The sequence below is a fragment of the Acidobacteriota bacterium genome, assembly GCA_033549365.1.
Classification (GTDB): domain Bacteria; phylum Acidobacteriota; class Aminicenantia; order Aminicenantales; family Saccharicenantaceae; genus JAWSUF01.
The window spans coordinates 72,771-89,519 of the sequence record JAWSUF010000013.1; the positions used below are offsets into that span (position 1 = coordinate 72,771).

The 16,749-nt window shown below is 57.7% G+C and carries 18 protein-coding genes and 1 pseudogene; 18 read left to right on the plus strand and 1 reads right to left on the minus strand.

Annotation, left to right across the window (positions count from 1 at the left end; genetic code table 11):
* The first annotated feature begins 18 nt into the window (after positions 1-18).
* The 13 genes from SCM96_13840 (at position 19) to SCM96_13900 (ending at position 13,071) form a co-directional block, all read left to right on the plus strand.
* Complete coding sequence (locus SCM96_13840) at positions 19-1,914, plus strand: gamma-glutamyltransferase (protein MDW7761702.1); 1,896 nt, start codon at positions 19-21, stop codon at positions 1,912-1,914.
* A 49-nt stretch (positions 1,915-1,963) separates the two neighbouring features.
* Complete coding sequence (locus tag SCM96_13845) at positions 1,964-4,711, plus strand: hypothetical protein (protein MDW7761703.1); 2,748 nt, start codon at positions 1,964-1,966, stop codon at positions 4,709-4,711.
* A gap of 125 nt (positions 4,712-4,836) precedes the next feature.
* Positions 4,837-6,243 (plus strand): F0F1 ATP synthase subunit beta, encoded by a 1,407-nt coding sequence (gene atpD / locus SCM96_13850; GenBank protein MDW7761704.1) that lies wholly within the window; start codon positions 4,837-4,839, stop codon positions 6,241-6,243.
* Positions 6,224-6,631: a F0F1 ATP synthase subunit epsilon gene (locus SCM96_13855; GenBank protein ID MDW7761705.1), complete on the plus strand. Its 408-nt coding sequence runs from the start codon at positions 6,224-6,226 to the stop codon at positions 6,629-6,631. Before atpD ends, SCM96_13855 begins: the two co-directional genes overlap by 20 nt.
* The gene (locus tag SCM96_13860; GenBank protein MDW7761706.1) at positions 6,615-6,953 is read left to right on the plus strand and encodes an AtpZ/AtpI family protein; all 339 of its coding nucleotides are present in this window, start codon (positions 6,615-6,617) and stop codon (positions 6,951-6,953) included. Before SCM96_13855 ends, SCM96_13860 begins: the two co-directional genes overlap by 17 nt.
* Positions 6,946-7,260, plus strand: coding sequence for an ATP synthase subunit I (locus SCM96_13865; protein ID MDW7761707.1), 315 nt, complete (start codon positions 6,946-6,948; stop codon positions 7,258-7,260). The genes SCM96_13860 and SCM96_13865 overlap by 8 nt, the downstream gene beginning before the upstream one ends.
* Positions 7,250-7,957, plus strand: a complete 708-nt coding sequence (locus SCM96_13870; GenBank protein ID MDW7761708.1) for a F0F1 ATP synthase subunit A — start codon at positions 7,250-7,252, stop codon at positions 7,955-7,957. The genes SCM96_13865 and SCM96_13870 overlap by 11 nt, the downstream gene beginning before the upstream one ends.
* Entirely contained in the window at positions 7,950-8,231 is a 282-nt protein-coding gene (locus SCM96_13875) for a F0F1 ATP synthase subunit C (GenBank protein MDW7761709.1), read from the plus strand. Before SCM96_13870 ends, SCM96_13875 begins: the two co-directional genes overlap by 8 nt.
* 3 nt (positions 8,232-8,234) lie before the next feature.
* Positions 8,235-9,005, plus strand: a complete 771-nt coding sequence (locus SCM96_13880; protein MDW7761710.1) for a F0F1 ATP synthase subunit delta — start codon at positions 8,235-8,237, stop codon at positions 9,003-9,005.
* Complete coding sequence (locus SCM96_13885; GenBank protein ID MDW7761711.1) at positions 9,002-10,594, plus strand: alternate F1F0 ATPase, F1 subunit alpha; 1,593 nt, start codon at positions 9,002-9,004, stop codon at positions 10,592-10,594. Before SCM96_13880 ends, SCM96_13885 begins: the two co-directional genes overlap by 4 nt.
* A gap of 22 nt (positions 10,595-10,616) precedes the next feature.
* Complete coding sequence (locus SCM96_13890; GenBank protein ID MDW7761712.1) at positions 10,617-11,780, plus strand: hypothetical protein; 1,164 nt, start codon at positions 10,617-10,619, stop codon at positions 11,778-11,780.
* Positions 11,781-11,806: 26 nt separating this feature from the next.
* On the plus strand, positions 11,807-12,190 hold the full coding sequence (locus tag SCM96_13895) for an HPF/RaiA family ribosome-associated protein (protein ID MDW7761713.1): 384 nt from the start codon (positions 11,807-11,809) through the stop codon (positions 12,188-12,190).
* A complete protein-coding gene (locus SCM96_13900; GenBank protein ID MDW7761714.1) occupies positions 12,187-13,071 on the plus strand; it encodes a F0F1 ATP synthase subunit gamma in 885 nt (294 codons plus the stop codon). Before SCM96_13895 ends, SCM96_13900 begins: the two co-directional genes overlap by 4 nt.
* Positions 13,072-13,083: 12 nt before the next feature.
* On the opposite strand, the gene SCM96_13905 is transcribed toward SCM96_13900, so the two are convergent.
* Positions 13,084-13,245 carry a hypothetical protein gene (locus tag SCM96_13905; GenBank protein MDW7761715.1) on the minus strand — a complete coding sequence of 54 codons (162 nt, stop codon included), beginning with the start codon at positions 13,243-13,245 and terminating at the stop codon, positions 13,084-13,086.
* 377 nt (positions 13,246-13,622) lie between these two features.
* Here SCM96_13905 and SCM96_13910 point away from each other — a divergent pair, with 377 nt between their 5' ends.
* The 5 genes and pseudogenes from SCM96_13910 to istA all read left to right on the plus strand — a co-directional run bounded on the left by SCM96_13910 (position 13,623) and on the right by istA (position 16,675).
* The gene (locus SCM96_13910) at positions 13,623-13,862 is read left to right on the plus strand and encodes a hypothetical protein (protein MDW7761716.1); all 240 of its coding nucleotides are present in this window, start codon (positions 13,623-13,625) and stop codon (positions 13,860-13,862) included.
* A 35-nt stretch (positions 13,863-13,897) separates the two neighbouring features.
* Positions 13,898-14,986 (plus strand): hypothetical protein, encoded by a 1,089-nt coding sequence (locus SCM96_13915; protein ID MDW7761717.1) that lies wholly within the window; start codon positions 13,898-13,900, stop codon positions 14,984-14,986.
* Positions 14,983-15,471, plus strand: coding sequence for a hypothetical protein (locus SCM96_13920; GenBank protein ID MDW7761718.1), 489 nt, complete (start codon positions 14,983-14,985; stop codon positions 15,469-15,471). The genes SCM96_13915 and SCM96_13920 overlap by 4 nt, the downstream gene beginning before the upstream one ends.
* A 277-nt stretch (positions 15,472-15,748) precedes the next feature.
* Positions 15,749-15,907 carry an efflux RND transporter permease subunit gene (locus SCM96_13925; protein ID MDW7761719.1) on the plus strand — a complete coding sequence of 53 codons (159 nt, stop codon included), beginning with the start codon at positions 15,749-15,751 and terminating at the stop codon, positions 15,905-15,907.
* Positions 15,908-16,009: 102 nt separating this feature from the next.
* A pseudogene (istA, locus tag SCM96_13930) lies at positions 16,010-16,675 on the plus strand (IS21 family transposase).
* Positions 16,676-16,749: the final 74 nt, after the last annotated feature.

Consider the following 16,749-nt stretch of genomic DNA (forward strand, 5'->3'; position numbering starts at 1 on the left):
GAATGACGGAGGAAAGAGATGATTCAGAAAAGCTTGATCCTGATGCCGAATGCGATTCGACTGATAGCGGCGGCGGCCGTGCTGCTTCTGGCATCCGGCCACGGTATCCAAGGCGCCGTCCGGACGGAAAAACCCATTCTTCACGGCAAACACTGGGTGGCCATCACGGGAAAACCCATGGCCGCAACCGCCGGAGCCATGATGTTTATGAAAGGCGGAAACGCCGTCGACGCCGCCTGTGCCATGCTCGGCGCGGTCTGCACCATGCACGACGTCCTGAGCTGGGGCGGTGAGACCCAGGCCCTGATCTACAATCCGAAAACCGGGGAGGTCATCGCCGTTAACGCCCTGGGCGTCGCTCCGACCGGCGCGACCCCTGAATTTTACAAAGAACGCGACATGAAATACCCGCCGGCCGACGGCCCTCTTTCGGCCGTAACCCCGGGAACGCCGGGCGGTCTATTGACCATGCTGGCCGAGTTCGGAACTCTCAGCCTGGCCGACGTCCTCGAACCTTCCCTCCAGATGGCCGAAGGTTACCCGATGGAAAAAGACACGGCCGACCGGATCGAACGAACCAAGGACAAGTTGAAAGAGTGGCCCTATTCCAAGGCCGTTTTTCTTCCCCACCTCGGCGAGGAAGAGAGGGAAGCCCCGTATCCCGGCGAAGTCTTCCGCCAGCCCGACCTCGCCGAAACCTTGAAAAAGCTCGTCGAGACCGAGAAGGATGCCCTGTTCCGTGGGCTGAGCCGAAAAGAGGCCATATACGCAGCCTATGAACGCTTCTACCGCGGCGACATCGCCCGCGAGTTCGTCCGCGGCTCCACGGAACAGGGCGGGCTCATCACCATGGAGGACCTCGACCGCTGGCAGGTCTATCTCGAAAAACCGGTGACCGTGAATTACAAGGGCATCGATGTCTACAAGCTCACGACCTGGGTCCAGGGTCCCGTCATGCTCCAGGCTCTCAATATGCTCGAAAACTTCGACCTCAAGGCCATGGGCTACAACAGTACCCGTTATATCCACACCCTTTATCAGGTCATGAACCTGGCCTTCGCCGACCGGGATTTCTATTACGGCGATCCCTATTTCCCGCCCGAGGAACCGATTCGCGGGCTTCTCTCCAAAGACTATGCCAAAGTACGCACCAAAGGCATCAACTGGGAGAAGAATGACCCGGCGGTCAAACCCGGCGACCCCTATCCCTTTGAGAGCCGGAAGAACCCCTTTCTTCACTACCTGGAACAATGGGGGAAAGAGAAGGAGGAGGTTATCGATACGGAAACTGCAAGCCCGGCGGACATCGCGGCTTTTGAGGACAGCTTTCGAAGCGGAACGACCTCCATCCAGGCGGTCGATAAGGAAGGTTGGGTCGTCTCCGTGACTCCCAGCGGCGCCTGGGTTCCAGCCGTCGTCGCCGGGCGGACCGGCATCGCCATGAGCCAGAGGGCGCAGAGCTTTGTTCTGGAGGAAGCCGAGAATCCCTTCAACGTCATCGCCCCCGGAAAAAGACCCCGGGCGACTCTGACGCCGGGCCTGGCCCTCAAGGACGGACTGCCGTTTCTGTCCTTCGCCGTCCAGGGCGGCGACACCCAGGACCAGAACCTTCTGCAGTTTTTCCTCAATATCGTCGAGTTCGGAATGAACGTTCAGCAGGCCTGCGAAGCGGCCAATATCGCGAGCTACCAGTTGCGGGATTCTTTCGGCGACCACAAGATCGCGCCGGGCAAGCTGGATTTGAACTCCAAGGTTCCCGAATGGGTTCAGGCCGAACTCGAAGCCATGGGCTACAAAATCACCCTGAGAAGGTCCACGTCCGGACCCATCAACGCCGTTTTCTTCGACCGGAAGCATGGGACGTTCTGGGGCGGCAGCAGCAACAACGGCGACGACTACGGCGTCGTTTGGTGATATAATAAATCGCTTGTCTTCAATTATTTCATTCAATAGAGGAGGATTCATGAGGACATCCCGATTGGCCATCGCACTTGTCTGTGCGCTTCTTGTGGCCGCGGTGCTTCCGGCTGCGGCCGCTCAAGCGAAGGCGAAACCCGCACCGGCCACCGCCGCAAACATGGAGGCGCTGCTCAAGGTCGTCGAATTCCGATCCATCGGACCGACGCGCCAGAGCGGACGCTTCGTCGATATCGCCGTTCCGCTTCAACAGCCGCATACGTTCTATATCGCGAACGCTTCCGGCCATCTTTGGAAAACCGTAAACAACGGTCAGAGCTTCGAGGCCCTTTTTGAAAATGAAGCGGTCTTTTCGATCGGCGCGGTGGCCGTTTCGCCCTCCGACCCGAAGATTCTGTATCTGGGAACCGGAGAGGCCAACAATTCCCGGAGTTCCTACTGGGGCGACGGCGTCTACAAGTCCGTGGACGAGGGAAAAACGTGGACGAACATGGGCCTCAAGGAATCGCATCACATCGGCCGGATCGTCATCCACCCGGAAAACCCGGATATCGTCTATGTCGCGGCGCTCGGCAAGCTCTATTCCGAAAACCCCGAACGCGGCCTCTACAAGACGACGGACGGCGGAAAAACCTGGGTCAAGTCCCTCGACATCGTCGTCCGGGACAAGCACATCGGCGTCGTCGAAGCGGCCATGGATCCGACGAATCCCGATGTCCTCTACGCCGCGACCTACGACAAGGTCCGCACGCCCTATACCTTCAATTTGGCCGGACCGGGAAGCGGCATCTATAAAACGACGGACGCCGGCGCGACCTGGACGAAGCTCGCCAACGGCCTGCCCGGCGGCATGCTCGGCCGCATCGGCCTGGCCGTCTATCCCAAAAACCCCAATATCGTCTACGCCAAAATCGAAAACGCCAATAAACCCGGCATGTCGGACGAAGAACGGGAGAAGGAACTCCTGGAGAACAAATCGAGCGTCGGCATGATCGACGGAGAGATCTACCGGTCGGACGACGCCGGCGCCTCTTGGCGCAAGGTCAGCCCCGATAAGCAGAGCATCGGCGGCGCCCCCGGCTACTATTACGGCCGCATCATCGTCGATCCCAACGACGACCAGGTCATCTACATTCTGAGCGTCTCCGTTCTCATGAGCCGGGACGGCGGCAAGACCTGGAACCGCCGGGCCTTCAACTTCGGCGGCGACAACCACGCCCTATGGATCAACCCGGCCGACTCCAATCATATGATTTTGGGCTATGACCACGGCCTGGGTGTGACCTGGGACGGAGGGAAAAAATGGCATCATCCGGACAACATTCCCGTGATGCAGTTTTACGCCATCGGCGTGGACAACTCTTATCCCTACCGCGTTGCCGGCGGCACCCAGGATAACGGATCCCATATCGGCCCGAGCACCAAGCGCGGGGGCGGCCCGATCCGCCTCGAAGACTGGCACACGGTCGGTGGCGGAGACGGCATGTACCAGGCTTTCGACTGGAAGACCAACCGCTTTCTCTACAACGAATCCCAGTTCGGCGTCATCCAGAGAGTCGACCTCGTGGCCGGAGAAACCAAAAGAATCGGCTACCAGAACATCCGTCCGGACCTGCGCTGGAACTGGTGCTCGCCGATCCTCGTCTCTCCCCACAACAGCGACGTCGTCTACCACGCGGCCAATATCCTGGTCAAGTCGCCTTTCCGCGGCGAATACTGGGTCGAGGTCAGCCCCGATCTGACGACCAACGATCCGGCCAAACTGACAACCGGCAAGGGCGGAGACGGCAACATCCAGTATTGCACGATCACGACGATCGACGAGTCGCCGCTCGTCGAGGGCCTTCTCTGGGTGGGAACGGACGACGGCAATGTCTGGGTCTCCCGTGACGGAGGCGGCGAGTGGACCAAGCTCAACGACAACATCAAGGGCAATCCCGGCTACTGGGTCAGCCGCGTGACGGCGTCCCGGCACGATCCGGGAACGGCCTATGTCACCTACACCGGGTACCGGAACGACGATTTCCGGCCCTTCATCTACAAAACCACGGATTACGGAAAGACCTGGACATCCCTCGCCGCGAATCTGCCCGATGCCCCCATCAACGTCGTCCGCGAACACCACCGCAACCCGAACCTGCTGTTCGTCGGCGCCGAACCCGGGCTGTATGTGTCGTTCGACGGCGGAAAGAAGTGGATGTCTCTCAAGAACAACATGCCGACCCAGCCCATCCATGACATGGTCATTCACACCCGGGAAAACGACCTCGTCATCGGCACCCACGGACGCGGCATCTTTATCGCCGATATCTCTCCGCTCGAAGAGCTGACCCCCGATGTTATGGCCCGCGACGCCCATCTTTTCGACATCAAGTCGAAGGTGCTGTGGCAGGGCTTCGACCGGCGCCACTCGAGTTACGCAAACTATGACGGGCAGAGCGAACCGAACGGCATCGTTGTCTACTACCACCTCAAGTCCAAGCCCGCCGGCGACGTCAAGCTCCAGGTTTATAGAGGCGACCATCTCATCAACGAGATCAAGGCCCCTGCCGAGGCCGGACTTCACAAGGTCGTCTGGAACATGACCGAACGGAAACTGCGGACGGCTGCGGAGAAGAAGGAAATCCAGGAACGGATGAAGCGCTTCGCCGAAATGGGTTACCCGATGCGGATGGACATCAATTACGCCGAGGTCCCGGCCCGCGAGGGGGAATACCGGTTCGTTCTCCAGGCGGGAGGCCGGACGCTCGAAGGCCGGGCGTCCATCCTTCAGGACCACTGGTTCGATAAGTAGGGCCAAGCGCCCCGCCAGTCAACTCTCCGGGGGCGGTCCCGCGACCGCCCCCGTTTTTTTTCTCGCATACCGGACCGTTCTTGACAGCCTTCGGCCCGCAACTTATACTTCAAAACATCCTTTCAATGAAGATTTCGGACGGACTTTCGAACCTTGGGAATGTTGTCTCGGTGCGCGGCAGCGTCGTCGATGTCCGTTTCGACGAGAAATTGCCTCCCATCGCCTCGCTGCTCCATGCGAACGAAGGGCAAATCGCCATTGAAGTCATGTCCCATCTCGATTCGCGCCGCGTGCGCGGCGTTGCCTTGACGCCCACGCAGGGCCTGGCCCGCGGCATGACCGTCGAAGACTCGGGCGGGCCGTTGAAGGCGCCGGTCGGCAAGGGCATCCTGTCGCGGATGTTCAACGTTTTCGGGGAACCCATCGACGGCGGGGAGGCACCCCAAGACGTGCAGTGGCGAGCCGTCCATCAGGATCCGCCGCCTCTGGCCCGCCGGTCCACCAAATCCGAGGTCTTCGAGACGGGCATCAAGGCCATCGATGTGCTGATGCCGCTCGAACGCGGCGGCAAAGCCGGGCTTTTCGGCGGCGCGGGCGTCGGCAAGACGGTGCTCCTCACGGAAATGATTCACAACATGATCGGCCGGCACGAGGGAGTCAGTCTGTTTTGCGGCATCGGAGAACGCTGCCGGGAAGGCGAGGAGCTTTACCGCGAAATGAAGGACGCCGGTGTTCTTCCGAACATGGTGATGATCTTCGGCCAGATGAACGAACCTCCCGGCAGCCGGTTCCGCGTGGGCCACGCCGCGCTCACGATGGCCGAATATTTCCGGGACGACGAGCGGCGCGATGTGCTGCTGCTTATCGACAATATTTTCCGGTTCATTCAGGCCGGCTCCGAAATGTCCGGCCTGATGGGACAGATGCCTTCGCGGCTCGGTTATCAGCCGACAATGGGCACGGAGCTGGCCCAGTTGGAGGAACGCATCGCCAACACCGACACCGGGGCCATCACCTCCATCCAGGCCGTCTATGTCCCGGCGGACGACTTCACCGATCCGGCGGCCGTGCACACTTTTTCCCACCTGTCCGCCTCCATCGTGCTCTCGCGCAAACGGGCCGGCGAGGGTCTTTATCCGGCCGTTGATCCCATGGAGTCGAGTTCAAAAATGGCCACGCCCGGGGTTGTCGGCGAGCGTCATTACCAATTGGCCCAGGACATCCGGCGGACGCTCGCGCAATATGCGGAACTCAAGGACATCATCGCCATGCTGGGTCTCGAGCAGCTTTCCCCCGAAGACCGCAACGTGGTCGCCCGAGCCCGGCGCTTGGAGCGTTTTTTGACCCAGCCGTTTTTCACAACCGAACAGTTCACCGGACTCCAGGGAAAACTCGTCAGCCTCGAAGACGCTCTCGACGGTTGCGAGCGCATACTCCGCGACGAATTTCAGGATTATCCGGAAAGTGCGCTCTACATGATCGGAACGGTGGCGGAAGCCCAAAAGAAAGGGGATGAGGCCGGTGAATCTTAAGATTCTTCTGCCGTTTCAGGTTTTTGCCGAGAAAACCGGCGTGTCGCGGATTGTCGCCGAGACCGGAGAGGGCTCGTTCGGAATTCTGCCGCGCCGCCTGGACTGCGTTGCGGCCCTCGTCCCCGGCATTTTGACCGTTGAAAGCGAAACGGAGGGCGAAGTCTACACGGCCGTCGACGAAGGGGTTCTGATCAAAACCGGCCCGGATGTCTTTGTTTCCGTGCGAAATGCCATCGCCGGAACGGACCTCGGCCGGCTGCGCGAGGCGGTGGAAAAGGAATTTCTGAATCTGGACGAACGGGAACGCAAGGTCCGTTCGGTGCTGGCGAAAATGGAAAGCGGCTTCATCCGCCGCCTCGTGGATATTCATCATGAGCGAAGAACATAAGGCCGAACCACGAAAAACGAAGCCGGCGCTCATCCGGGAAGTCGGCGCCAAGGCCGAGCGCAAAATCCGGGCGCAGCGCCAGGTCAATCGAACCGTCTGGTTCGGCCTGGGCATGATGGGCCTGATCGGCTGGTCGGTGGCGATTCCCACGCTGCTCGGAACGGTTCTGGGGATCTGGCTCGACAAGCGTTATCCCAGCGGCTATTCCTGGACTTTGATGCTTCTCATCACCGGGCTGGCCGTCGGCTGCCTGAACGCCTGGCATTGGGTCTCCAAGGAAGACCGGGCCATGCGGGAAGAACAGGAGGATGATGATGAATGACATGCTGTCTCTTGTCCCGGCCCTTGGCGCAGGAGGGATCATCGGAGCCATCTTTTTCGGCGGCCTCTGGTGGACCGTTCGGAAAGGCTTAACATCCAAAAAGCCGTCGCTATGGTTTTTCGGCAGCCTGGTCGTTCGAACGATCCTTGCTCTGGCCGGATTCTATTTTGTCTCCGGCGGCGAGTGGAAGAGACTCCTGGCGTGTCTCCTGGGATTCGTTATCGCGCGCGTCATCGTGATTCGGCTGACCGGGCCGCCTATCGAACATCCCGAATCTTCGACGAAGAAGGCCGACCATGCGACTTAGTCCCGACGCCGTCATCTTCTGGCAATCCGGATTTCTGAAGCTCAACGCCACCATTATTTTCACGTGGGGGCTGATGCTTCTTCTGGCCGCCGGTTCCAAACTCATCACGCGCCGATTGTCCTATGGGCTGAAACGCTCACGCTGGCAGAACGCTCTGGAAATCATCGTCACGACGATCGAGAAACAGATCGAAGAGGTCGGCCTGCGCCGGCCGCGGAAATACCTCGGATTTCTCGGCACAATTTTTCTGTTTGTCGCCGCCTCCGCTCTCTTTTCCATCATCCCCGGCTACGATTCTCCGACCGGCTCGCTCTCGACCACGGCGGCGCTTGCGCTGTGTGTTTTTGTGGCCGTGCCGCTTTACGGCATCGCCGAACAGGGCTTCGGCGACTATTTCAAGTCCTATCTGAAGCCGACCTTCATCATGCTGCCCTTCAACATCATCGGCGAACTGTCCCGCACCCTGGCCCTGGCCGTCCGCCTGTTCGGGAACATGATGAGCGGGGCGATGATCATCGGGATCCTTCTCCTGATCGTTCCCTTCATCTTCCCGATCGTCATGACGGCTCTCGGCCTGCTCACCGGCATGGTCCAGGCCTACATTTTCTTTATTCTGGCCACCGTTTATATTGCGGCCGCCACCCGCGCCCACGACCCCGGCCCCGGGTCGAAAAAAGAAAGGAGTTCCCATGGATAGCATGACCATCATCGGCGTGGCCTCCATTGTCACCGCCGGCATCACCATCGCGCTTGGCAGCCTGGGTCCGGCACTGGGGCAGGGAAGGGCCGTTTCGACGGCGCTGAGCTCCCTGGCTCAGCAGCCCGACGCCTCCGCCACCATCACCCGGACGCTGTTCGTCGGTCTGGCCATGATCGAGTCCACGGCGATTTACTGCTTTGTCGTCGCCATGATCCTCATTTTTGTCAACCCGTTCTGGAACCAGATCCTCACTCAGGTCACGGGGAACTAACCCATGCTGATCGATTGGTTCACGGTCGTTGCCCAGATCGTCAATTTCCTGATCCTGGTGTATCTGCTGAAGCGCTTTCTCTACAAACCCATTCTCAAGGCCATCGACGCCCGGGAAAAGCGGATCGCCTCCGAGATCGAGAACGCCGAAAAGAAACGGGCCGAGGCCCGGAAGGAGCGCGATGCGTTCCAACAGAAGAACAAGGAGTTGGAGGAACATCGGGACGAACTCATGAGCCGGGCCGAGGATGAGGCGAAGTCGGAGCGGCGGCGCCTGATCGAAGAGGCTCAAAATGCGGCCGATGTCATGCGCGGCAAACGGCGGGAAGCCCTGAAGCGCGAACATGAGAGCCTGAAGGATGAAATCCGCCGCCGCATCCGAGAGGAAGTCTTCGCCGTTTCCCGAAAGGCGCTGTCCGATCTTGCCGGAGCGAGCCTGGAAGAACGCATGGGCGAAGTTTTCGGGAAGCGTCTGCGGGAGCTGGATGAGGAGACAAAGAAGAAGCTTTCCGAGGCCCTGGCGGCCTCCTCCGAGCCGGTTCTTGTGCGCAGCGCCTTCGACCTGCCGGATGAACAGCGTGAGGCCATTCAAGCGGCGGTCAAAGAAGCGATCTCGGCGGAAATTCCCGTCAAGTTTGAAACCGCACCCGATCTGGTCGGCGGGATCGAACTTGTGGCCAAGGGACACAAAGTGGCCTGGAGCATCGCGGATTACCTGAGCTCACTGGAAAAAGACGTCGAGGCGCGTCTTCAGCCTCAAACACCGAACCCATGAACAAGGATCCGGAAGATATTCAGAGCGTTTTCGACGGCGCGCTTGGAGATCTGCGCCGGGTGCGGGAAGAATTCACCCCGCAACTTGCGCCTCGGGAAACGGGCCGGGTCACGCGGGTTTCCACGGGAATCGCCCTCGTGTCGGGTCTTCCCGGCGTCGGATACGATGAACAGGTCATTTTTCCGGGGCGGGTGCCCGGCATCGCCTTCAACGTTGATGAAGAAGACGTCGGCGTTGTTCTGCTCGGGGATTACCGCCATTTGAAGGCCGGAGACGAGGTCGAGCGGACCGGGCGGGTCATGGATGTGCCCGTGGGCGAAGGTTTGCTGGGGCGGGTGATCGATCCCGTCGGCCGTCCCCTCGACGGCCGGGGCCCTGTCGCCGCCTCGGAGCGCCTGCCTATCGAACGTCCCGCAGCGTCCATTATGGACCGCGCGCCTGTTTCCGTTCCGCTCCAGACCGGAATCAAGGTCATCGACGCCCTCATCCCGATCGGCCGCGGCCAGCGCGAGCTGATCCTCGGCGACCGGCAGACGGGAAAGACCGCTATCGCCGTCGACACGATTCTGAATCAGAGCGGAAAAGATGTCCTCTGCGTTTATTGCGCCATCGGGCAGCGCGCCGCCGCCGTCGCCAAGGCCGCCGCGATATTGCAGGAAAATGATGCGATGGAGTACACCGTTGTCGTTGTCACCGAGGGCAACGATCCGCCGGGACTGGCCTATATCGCTCCTTACGCCGCGACCGCAATCGCCGAGTTTTTCATGGAGCAGGGCCGCGATGTGCTGATCGTCTACGACGACCTCACCCATCACGCCCGCGCCTATCGCGAACTGTCTCTGCTGCTTCGCCGTCCACCCGGGCGAGAGGCGTTTCCCGGCGACATCTTCTACATCCACTCGCGGCTTCTGGAGCGATCGACGCAGATGCGCCCGGAACTCGGTGGGGGATCGCTCACCGCACTCCCCATCGTGGAAACCGAAGCGCAGAACATTTCCGCTTTCATTCCGACCAACCTGATCTCCATCACAGACGGACAGATCTACCTTTCTCCGACGCTTTTCCAGTTGGGCGTGCTGCCGGCGGTCGATGTGGGCTTATCCGTATCCCGCGTCGGCGGCAAGGCGCAACGGGCGGCTTACCGAGCCGTCGCGGGCGATCTCAAACTCTCTTATGCCCAGTTCGAAGAGCTCGAGACGTTTGCCCGCTTCGGCGCCCGACTGGATGAGGACACCCTCAAGGTCATCGAACACGGCCGGAGAATCCGCGCCTGCCTCAAGCAGCCGGAATTCTCGCCGGTCGCCATGCCGGAACAAATCGTCGTGCTGCTGGCTTTGACCGGCAAACTCTTCAAAGATGTTCCGCTGGACCGGATGACCGAAGCCGAGGGCGCTCTTCGCGAGGCGGCCCGGGAGATCCCGGGTGAAGTCCTCGAAAGACTGGAGACCGTCGAAAAACTGAGCGACGAGGATCGCGAGGCGATCCTCCAAGTCGCCCGCAAAGCGCTGGCCCGCTTCCGGGAGCCGGAGCCGGCGGGAGCTGAATCCGAACCAGGGATAGAGCCCGAGCATGGGACCGAGTCCGGTTGAATCATGAAAAAGGAGGCATAAAATGACACAGAAGATAACGGCACTCACTGCCGAATCACTGGTCAGGTTGGCAACGGTTGACCGGCCGCCGTTCCTCTCGCTTTACCAGCCCACACATCGCCACCACCCCGAGAATCGGCAGGATCCGATCCGGTTCGGCAATCTTGTCAAGAAGCTGGAAGCATCTCTCAAGCAGAAATATCCGGAGAGCGAGACCCGGATCCTTTTGGAACCGTTTGAAAGCCTGGCAAACGATCATCACTTCTGGAATCACACATGGGATGGTCTGGCCGCGCTGGGCGGACCGGGCTTTTTCCAAGTGTTCCTGATTCAAAGGCCGGTCGCCGAGCTTGCCGTTGTGGCCGCCGGCTTTCACACCAAGCCCTTGCGGCGCTATTTGCAAACGGTTGAACGCTATCAGATTCTCGGGTTGAGCATGAAAAAAATCCATCTCTTCGAAGGAGACCGCAACGTCCTCGACGAATTGGATCCGGCGCCGGGCGTCCCGCGGACGATAACCGAAGCGTTGGGTGATGAACTGACCGATCCGCATAAGACTGTCGCCTCCTACGGCGGGGCCGGTCCGTACAGCACGCCCATGCACCACGGACACGGCGGGAAAAAGGACGAGGTGCAGATCGACATGGAGCGGTTTTGTCGAGTTATCGACCGTGCTGTTTTGGAGCATCATTCCCGTCCCTCGGGCCTGCCGTTGATTCTGGCGGCGCTGCCGGAGCATCACCATGTTTTCCGCCAAGTCAGCCATAACCCCTTTTTGATGGCTGAGGGACTCACGATCAATCCCGAATTCCTGCCGATCAACGATCTTCGGGAACGCGCCTGGCAAATTCTCGAGCCTCAGGTTAAGGCGCGGTTGGATGCGTTGATCGACCTGTTTGCCGAGGCGAAATCCAAGGGACTCGGCAGTGACGACTTGGCGGAGGTCGCCCGGGCGGCGGCCGCCGGTCGGGTCGCCACGCTGCTTGTCGAGGCCGACCGCCTGATCGCCGGCCGGCTTGACGATACGACGGGCCGGATCGAAGTTGTCGATCTCAGCGCCCCGCAAGTCGATGACCCACTCGACGATCTGAGCGATCTGGTTGTAAAGATGGGCGGGCGGGTCATGGTTATTCCGGCCGACCGGATGCCGGTGCGGACTGGAGTGGCCGCCACTTATCGATATTGAACTCTCACCACTCATGGAAGGAGAATATGATGCAGATTCAAATCAATACCGACCGCAATATCGAAGGTCACGATGCCCTGACCGATGAGATTGCCGGAGTCGTGGAAAATGCTCTGAGCCGATTCCGCAATCACATCACGCGGGTGGAAGTCCATGTGAGCGACGAGAACAGCGACAAAAAGGTCGGTTATGAGGCCATGCGCTGCCTGATGGAAGCCCGCCTTGAAGGCCGGCAGCCCATTGCGGTCACGCACCAGGCGCGGAGTTTGGGCGAAGCCGTCGATGGCGCTGCGGATAAGTTGGCGGGGGTAATCGAGAACACCCTCGGGCGGCTTCGCGATCAAGAAAGGCGCATGACCGCCCCTGTCGATTCGGCCCCAGCCGAGCCGAAACCTGAAAAAGAGTCGTGAGCGAGACCCTGGCGGGACTGCGCCGCAAGATCTCCGGAGCCGGAGATCTTCAATCCGTTGTCCGCACGATGAAGGCCGTGGCCGCGTCGAGCATCAGCCAATACGAGAACTCGGTGCGCGCCCTGGGGAATTACTATCGTTCCGTGGAACTGGGACTTGGGGTCTGTTTCCGGAATGCCGGTTCATCGGGAGGGATGACCGGAGAGATCCGGAAACGTGAAAGACGGGCGATCGGCGCGGTCGTCTTCGGATCGGATCAGGGGCTGGTGGGCCGGTTCAATGATGTCGTGGCCGATTATGCGGCCGAAAACCTGGCGGAAAGGAAGGAAAACCTCAAGATCTGGGCGGTCGGCGAGCGCGTTTATGGCCGGCTGCAAGACGATGGTCTGCCGGTGTCGGGGTTTTTCACGGTGCCGAGCTCGGTCAAGGCCATCACCCCTTTGGTGGGGCAAATTCTCATGGAGCATGACATCTTGCGGGGCGGCGACGAGTTCGCCGAACTCCACCTCTTTCACAATCGTCCGGCCTCCGGTGCGGTTTATGAGCCTGTCGGTCAGCGGCTGTTGCCTCTGGATGAAGAATGGGGTCGCCGCCTGGCCGCGCTTCCCTGGCCGTCGAAAAACCTGCCCGAGGTCGTGGGCGGCGGCGCCGCGACCCTGCGTGCGCTCGTCCGCGAGTACCTTTTCGTTTCGCTCTTCCGGGCCTGCGCCGAATCCCTGGCCGGCGAGAACGCAAGCCGCCTGGCCGCCATGCAGCGGGCAGAAAAGAATATCGATGAATTGCTCGAAAGTCTCACGGCGACATTCCATCGCCTGCGTCAGAGCGGGATCGACGCGGAACTGTTCGACGTCATCTCCGGCTTCGAAGCGCTGACGTCCTGAAATCTTGTCTTCTCAGAGTTTCCAGGGCTTGAAGCGGGGATCTTTGCGGATCCCGGCGGCGGCCTTCTGAAGCTCGACAACGATCTCGATCTTCTTCTCGAACGGCAGCTCGGCCAGCCTGCGGCGCCGCTCGCGTTTCTTTTTAAAGGCGATTTCCGCAGCTTCACTTTTCATCGGAAAACAAAGACGTCATCTCCGGCTTCGAAGCGCTGTGGTGCTGTCATCCGGGATGTCAAGAGTTATCGGCGGAAATCCCGCCGAGATAAAACCGATCTTTGGACAAGCCTCATGAGCTGACGGCTCACATGGTTACCTGAAGAGGTTATGGATATCAAGAAAATACAAGGAGTTATCAATATTTTCAGCAAACCTATTGACAAGAGTTTTTTTTTCGTATTATATTTTTGGAGGATGTGATTGGATTCCATTAAAAAGCAATTTCTGTGTGTTTCTTCGCGCCCTTTTGACTCTATACCTTCATCTGTGCCACCTAATTGTTTAAGATATCCTGCATGGGGGGATGGCCGAAAAAATATATGAGGAGGTCAACGATGAAAATTCCCAAGGCTTTTCTCTGTGTACTCATTTTGGGCGGAATCGCGATGAGTATTCTGAACTTCAGTACAATGGCCTACGCTCAACCAACCATATACGGCACAATGACCATAGGAGACGGAACCCTCGCTGAAGGGACATGGTACCTTGCGGGAAGATGGGTGGGAGACTTTGGAAGCAACCTTTGGTATTGCTGTGAAGATCCGAGTAACTGTTGCATAGTCTTTGCCAACTGATTAACTAACATGGCCACCCCCCATGAGGTTATAAAATGAAAAAAGCGGCGTTAATCAGTGCGATCTTAATCTTAACGAACCTCGGCTTTTCCTGGCATGTCAAGTTGATGAGGACGATTCCCATCGATGAGGGGGAGCTCTTTCTTTTGAGCTGTTTTGCGGTTCTGGAGAATGGAAACTTCCTCTTTTCGGATTATAAGGATCAGAATCATCAAATCAAAGTCTTCAATGACGAGGGCAGGCTTATCAAGGCTTGGGGCAAAATGGGCCCCGGACCCGGTGAGTTTTCCGGCGCAACATATCTCGATTATGAAAGCCCCTATCTTGCCGTTTCAGATGCAGGTAAACGTCGCGTCTTTGTGTTTGAGAAAAAAGCACATAACGAGTTTAAAGAGATAGGCGATTTGCTGGCCTGGGAGTTGAATCTCCGCGTCAAAATTTATCGCCGTCATGTGTTGTTGTCCGGATATATCGTCTCGCCGGAAGGAAAAGGATATGCCTTGTTCATGAGAGATTTCAAAGGCAAGGAGACAAAATACATTTTACCTAATGAGAATCGTTACGGGGCCGAGTCGATGAGAGAACATCAAATGATAAAAGATGGGGTTTCGGGTATTTCATACAATGAGTTCTTCGACGTCTGCCAAGACACGGCTTTTTTTATCAGCGACGTGCGGCTCAGGATCGCCAAGATCGACCTGAAGTCGATGAAAGTCGATTTTTTCGGAAAAGTCCCGGAAGATTTCAGGGCTTTGGCCATGAATAAGAAGACAAGAGATGCGTTGATGAATCCTCCATCCGGAAAAGGTAAAGATGTCTTTCAGGATATCCTGACCAATCACTCATTCGTCAACGGCCTCTTCGCCGACAAGGAAATCGTGGGTGTCCTCTATGTCAATAGGGATAAAAAAATCAATGATGAGTTTTTTTATGTGCCGCGCATTCAAATCTACAATCATTCGGGAAATCTCTTGCATGAACAGACGTTGACTCCTTTTTTTGCGGAAGAGAGGTATACTCCTTATTTTTACCGAAAGGACGAAAGGCGTCTCTATTTGCTCTCATCAATAAGCAACGAATCAACCGTCAAATACGTTATATATGAATTTTCCATCGAACCATGAGAAAACTGTTCATGGTATTGACCGGGGTTGTCATTCTTTACCTGAGCAGTCTTGTTTATCGGGAAAAAGTGATCCCCATAACCACGCATTTCCCCGCTAAACGCTTGGGGGAAGAAACCAAGGGCGAAATTCAATTGAATTTGGTCTTTTTCTTTTCGATGAATAGTTGTCTACCCTGCATGAAAGTGATTGATTTTCTCAATGAGCCTTTGGATTGGATAAGAGTGGTTGGCATAGTGCCGGAGAAGGAAATGCCATATCTTGGCGAAATCAGACAAACAACCGGGGCTCGTTTTCCGATTCAGAGCTTCCGCGGATGGAAAAGATACCACCCCAATTACGCGCCGACCCTGTATGGAGTCGGACCTGATGGGAATATTTATTTTATTCTTCCCTGCGTGGGGCTGGAGGAGACCTATTTATCCGAATACTTAGCTGAATTTGCCAAGAAAGCTGGATATTTGCTTCGAGTTTCTCGGAATTGAAAAAAATCAGTCAATTGGAGTGGCTTTCACTTCATCTAAGCACGGATGTGCTACAACCTGTCGATTGTCGCATCCGACGTCTTGGTCGGGATCGGGACTGCTTTTCCGGGAAAGACGGAGGAACCGGGCCAGGTTTCGGACGTGACAAGCCGGGACATTTTGTGTTATACACTTTAGTCGAGAGCCTCGGGGTTAATGAGGTGATGATGCAACTCTCTATGTTCGAGCGTCTTTATATTGAGAGCAGGTCCGGAGGCGGCCTCCGGGCGAAAACGACATGAGACTGGCCCGAACCGCCATCGACCGCCCTGTGACGACGATGATGTTTTACATCGGCGTCATCCTGATCGGGTTCGTCTCTCTCCGCCAGCTCAGCGTCGATCTACTGCCGGATATCAGCTATCCCCGGCTGTCCGTGTCGATGGTCATGGAATAATGTACCAGTTATGGTCACGAAAAGTGTACCACCTTGGGACTGAAGTGGTATCGTCTCCTCAGAGCGAGGAGGTGCTACCGAATGATCACCAAGGAGATTTACATGGACATTCAAGCCATGCACCGAAGCGGGAAAAGCATCCGTGCGATCGCCAAGGAGCTTCGCCTGCACCGGAAAACCGTCCGGATGCATCTTGCCAATCCCGATTTTCCCCGGTATCGGAAAACCAAGCGTCAAGAAACCATTTTGGCTCCTTATGAGCAGATGATTCGGGACTTCCTCGATGAAGACAGCTACAGGGCGACCTGGATCTTCGACCGGCTGAAAAGCCATGGATATGCAGGAGGCTACGAAACCGTGAAACGCTTCGTCCGGGAGGTTAAATCCCGGAAGACGCGATTGGCTTATATCCGGTTCGAGACCGAGCCAGGGCGCCAGGCCCAGTTCGATTGGGGGGAGTTTCTGGTCCAGGAACCGGACGGCCGGACAAGCAAGATCTTCGTCTTCATGTTGATCTTGGGCTTCAGCCGGGCCGGTTATGTCGAGTTCGTCAAACGGTGTACGCTCGAGACGTTCATGGACGGACATATCCGGGGTTTTCGGTATCTGGGCGGCGTCCCGGCCGAGATCCTCTATGACAACATGAAGCATGTCGTTCTCGGTCGGGATGGTTCGGGCAAGCCGGTCTTCAACACGGAACATCTTTACTTCGCTCATCATTACGGCTTCCAGCCTCTGCTGTGCGCACCCTACAGCCCCTGGATGAAGGATCATGCTTCATACTGCACCTCATTCCGTACATTCGGAGTAAGTTGAGGGTAAATGCGCCGATCTCGGAAGCG

Coding starts and splice junctions, on each gene's coding strand:
- SCM96_13840 (MDW7761702.1), top strand. CDS start 19: ATGATTCAGAAAAGCTTGATCCTGATGCCGAATGCGATTCGACTGATA.
- SCM96_13845 (MDW7761703.1), top strand. CDS start 1,964: ATGAGGACATCCCGATTGGCCATCGCACTTGTCTGTGCGCTTCTTGTG.
- atpD (MDW7761704.1), top strand. CDS start 4,837: ATGAAGATTTCGGACGGACTTTCGAACCTTGGGAATGTTGTCTCGGTG.
- SCM96_13855 (MDW7761705.1), top strand. CDS start 6,224: ATGAGGCCGGTGAATCTTAAGATTCTTCTGCCGTTTCAGGTTTTTGCC.
- SCM96_13860 (MDW7761706.1), top strand. CDS start 6,615: ATGAGCGAAGAACATAAGGCCGAACCACGAAAAACGAAGCCGGCGCTC.
- SCM96_13865 (MDW7761707.1), top strand. CDS start 6,946: ATGAATGACATGCTGTCTCTTGTCCCGGCCCTTGGCGCAGGAGGGATC.
- SCM96_13870 (MDW7761708.1), top strand. CDS start 7,250: ATGCGACTTAGTCCCGACGCCGTCATCTTCTGGCAATCCGGATTTCTG.
- SCM96_13875 (MDW7761709.1), top strand. CDS start 7,950: ATGGATAGCATGACCATCATCGGCGTGGCCTCCATTGTCACCGCCGGC.
- SCM96_13880 (MDW7761710.1), top strand. CDS start 8,235: ATGCTGATCGATTGGTTCACGGTCGTTGCCCAGATCGTCAATTTCCTG.
- SCM96_13885 (MDW7761711.1), top strand. CDS start 9,002: ATGAACAAGGATCCGGAAGATATTCAGAGCGTTTTCGACGGCGCGCTT.
- SCM96_13890 (MDW7761712.1), top strand. CDS start 10,617: ATGACACAGAAGATAACGGCACTCACTGCCGAATCACTGGTCAGGTTG.
- SCM96_13895 (MDW7761713.1), top strand. CDS start 11,807: ATGATGCAGATTCAAATCAATACCGACCGCAATATCGAAGGTCACGAT.
- SCM96_13905 (MDW7761715.1), bottom strand. CDS start 13,245: ATGAAAAGTGAAGCTGCGGAAATCGCCTTTAAAAAGAAACGCGAGCGG.
- SCM96_13910 (MDW7761716.1), top strand. CDS start 13,623: ATGAAAATTCCCAAGGCTTTTCTCTGTGTACTCATTTTGGGCGGAATC.
- SCM96_13915 (MDW7761717.1), top strand. CDS start 13,898: ATGAAAAAAGCGGCGTTAATCAGTGCGATCTTAATCTTAACGAACCTC.
- SCM96_13920 (MDW7761718.1), top strand. CDS start 14,983: ATGAGAAAACTGTTCATGGTATTGACCGGGGTTGTCATTCTTTACCTG.
- SCM96_13925 (MDW7761719.1), top strand. CDS start 15,749: ATGAGACTGGCCCGAACCGCCATCGACCGCCCTGTGACGACGATGATG.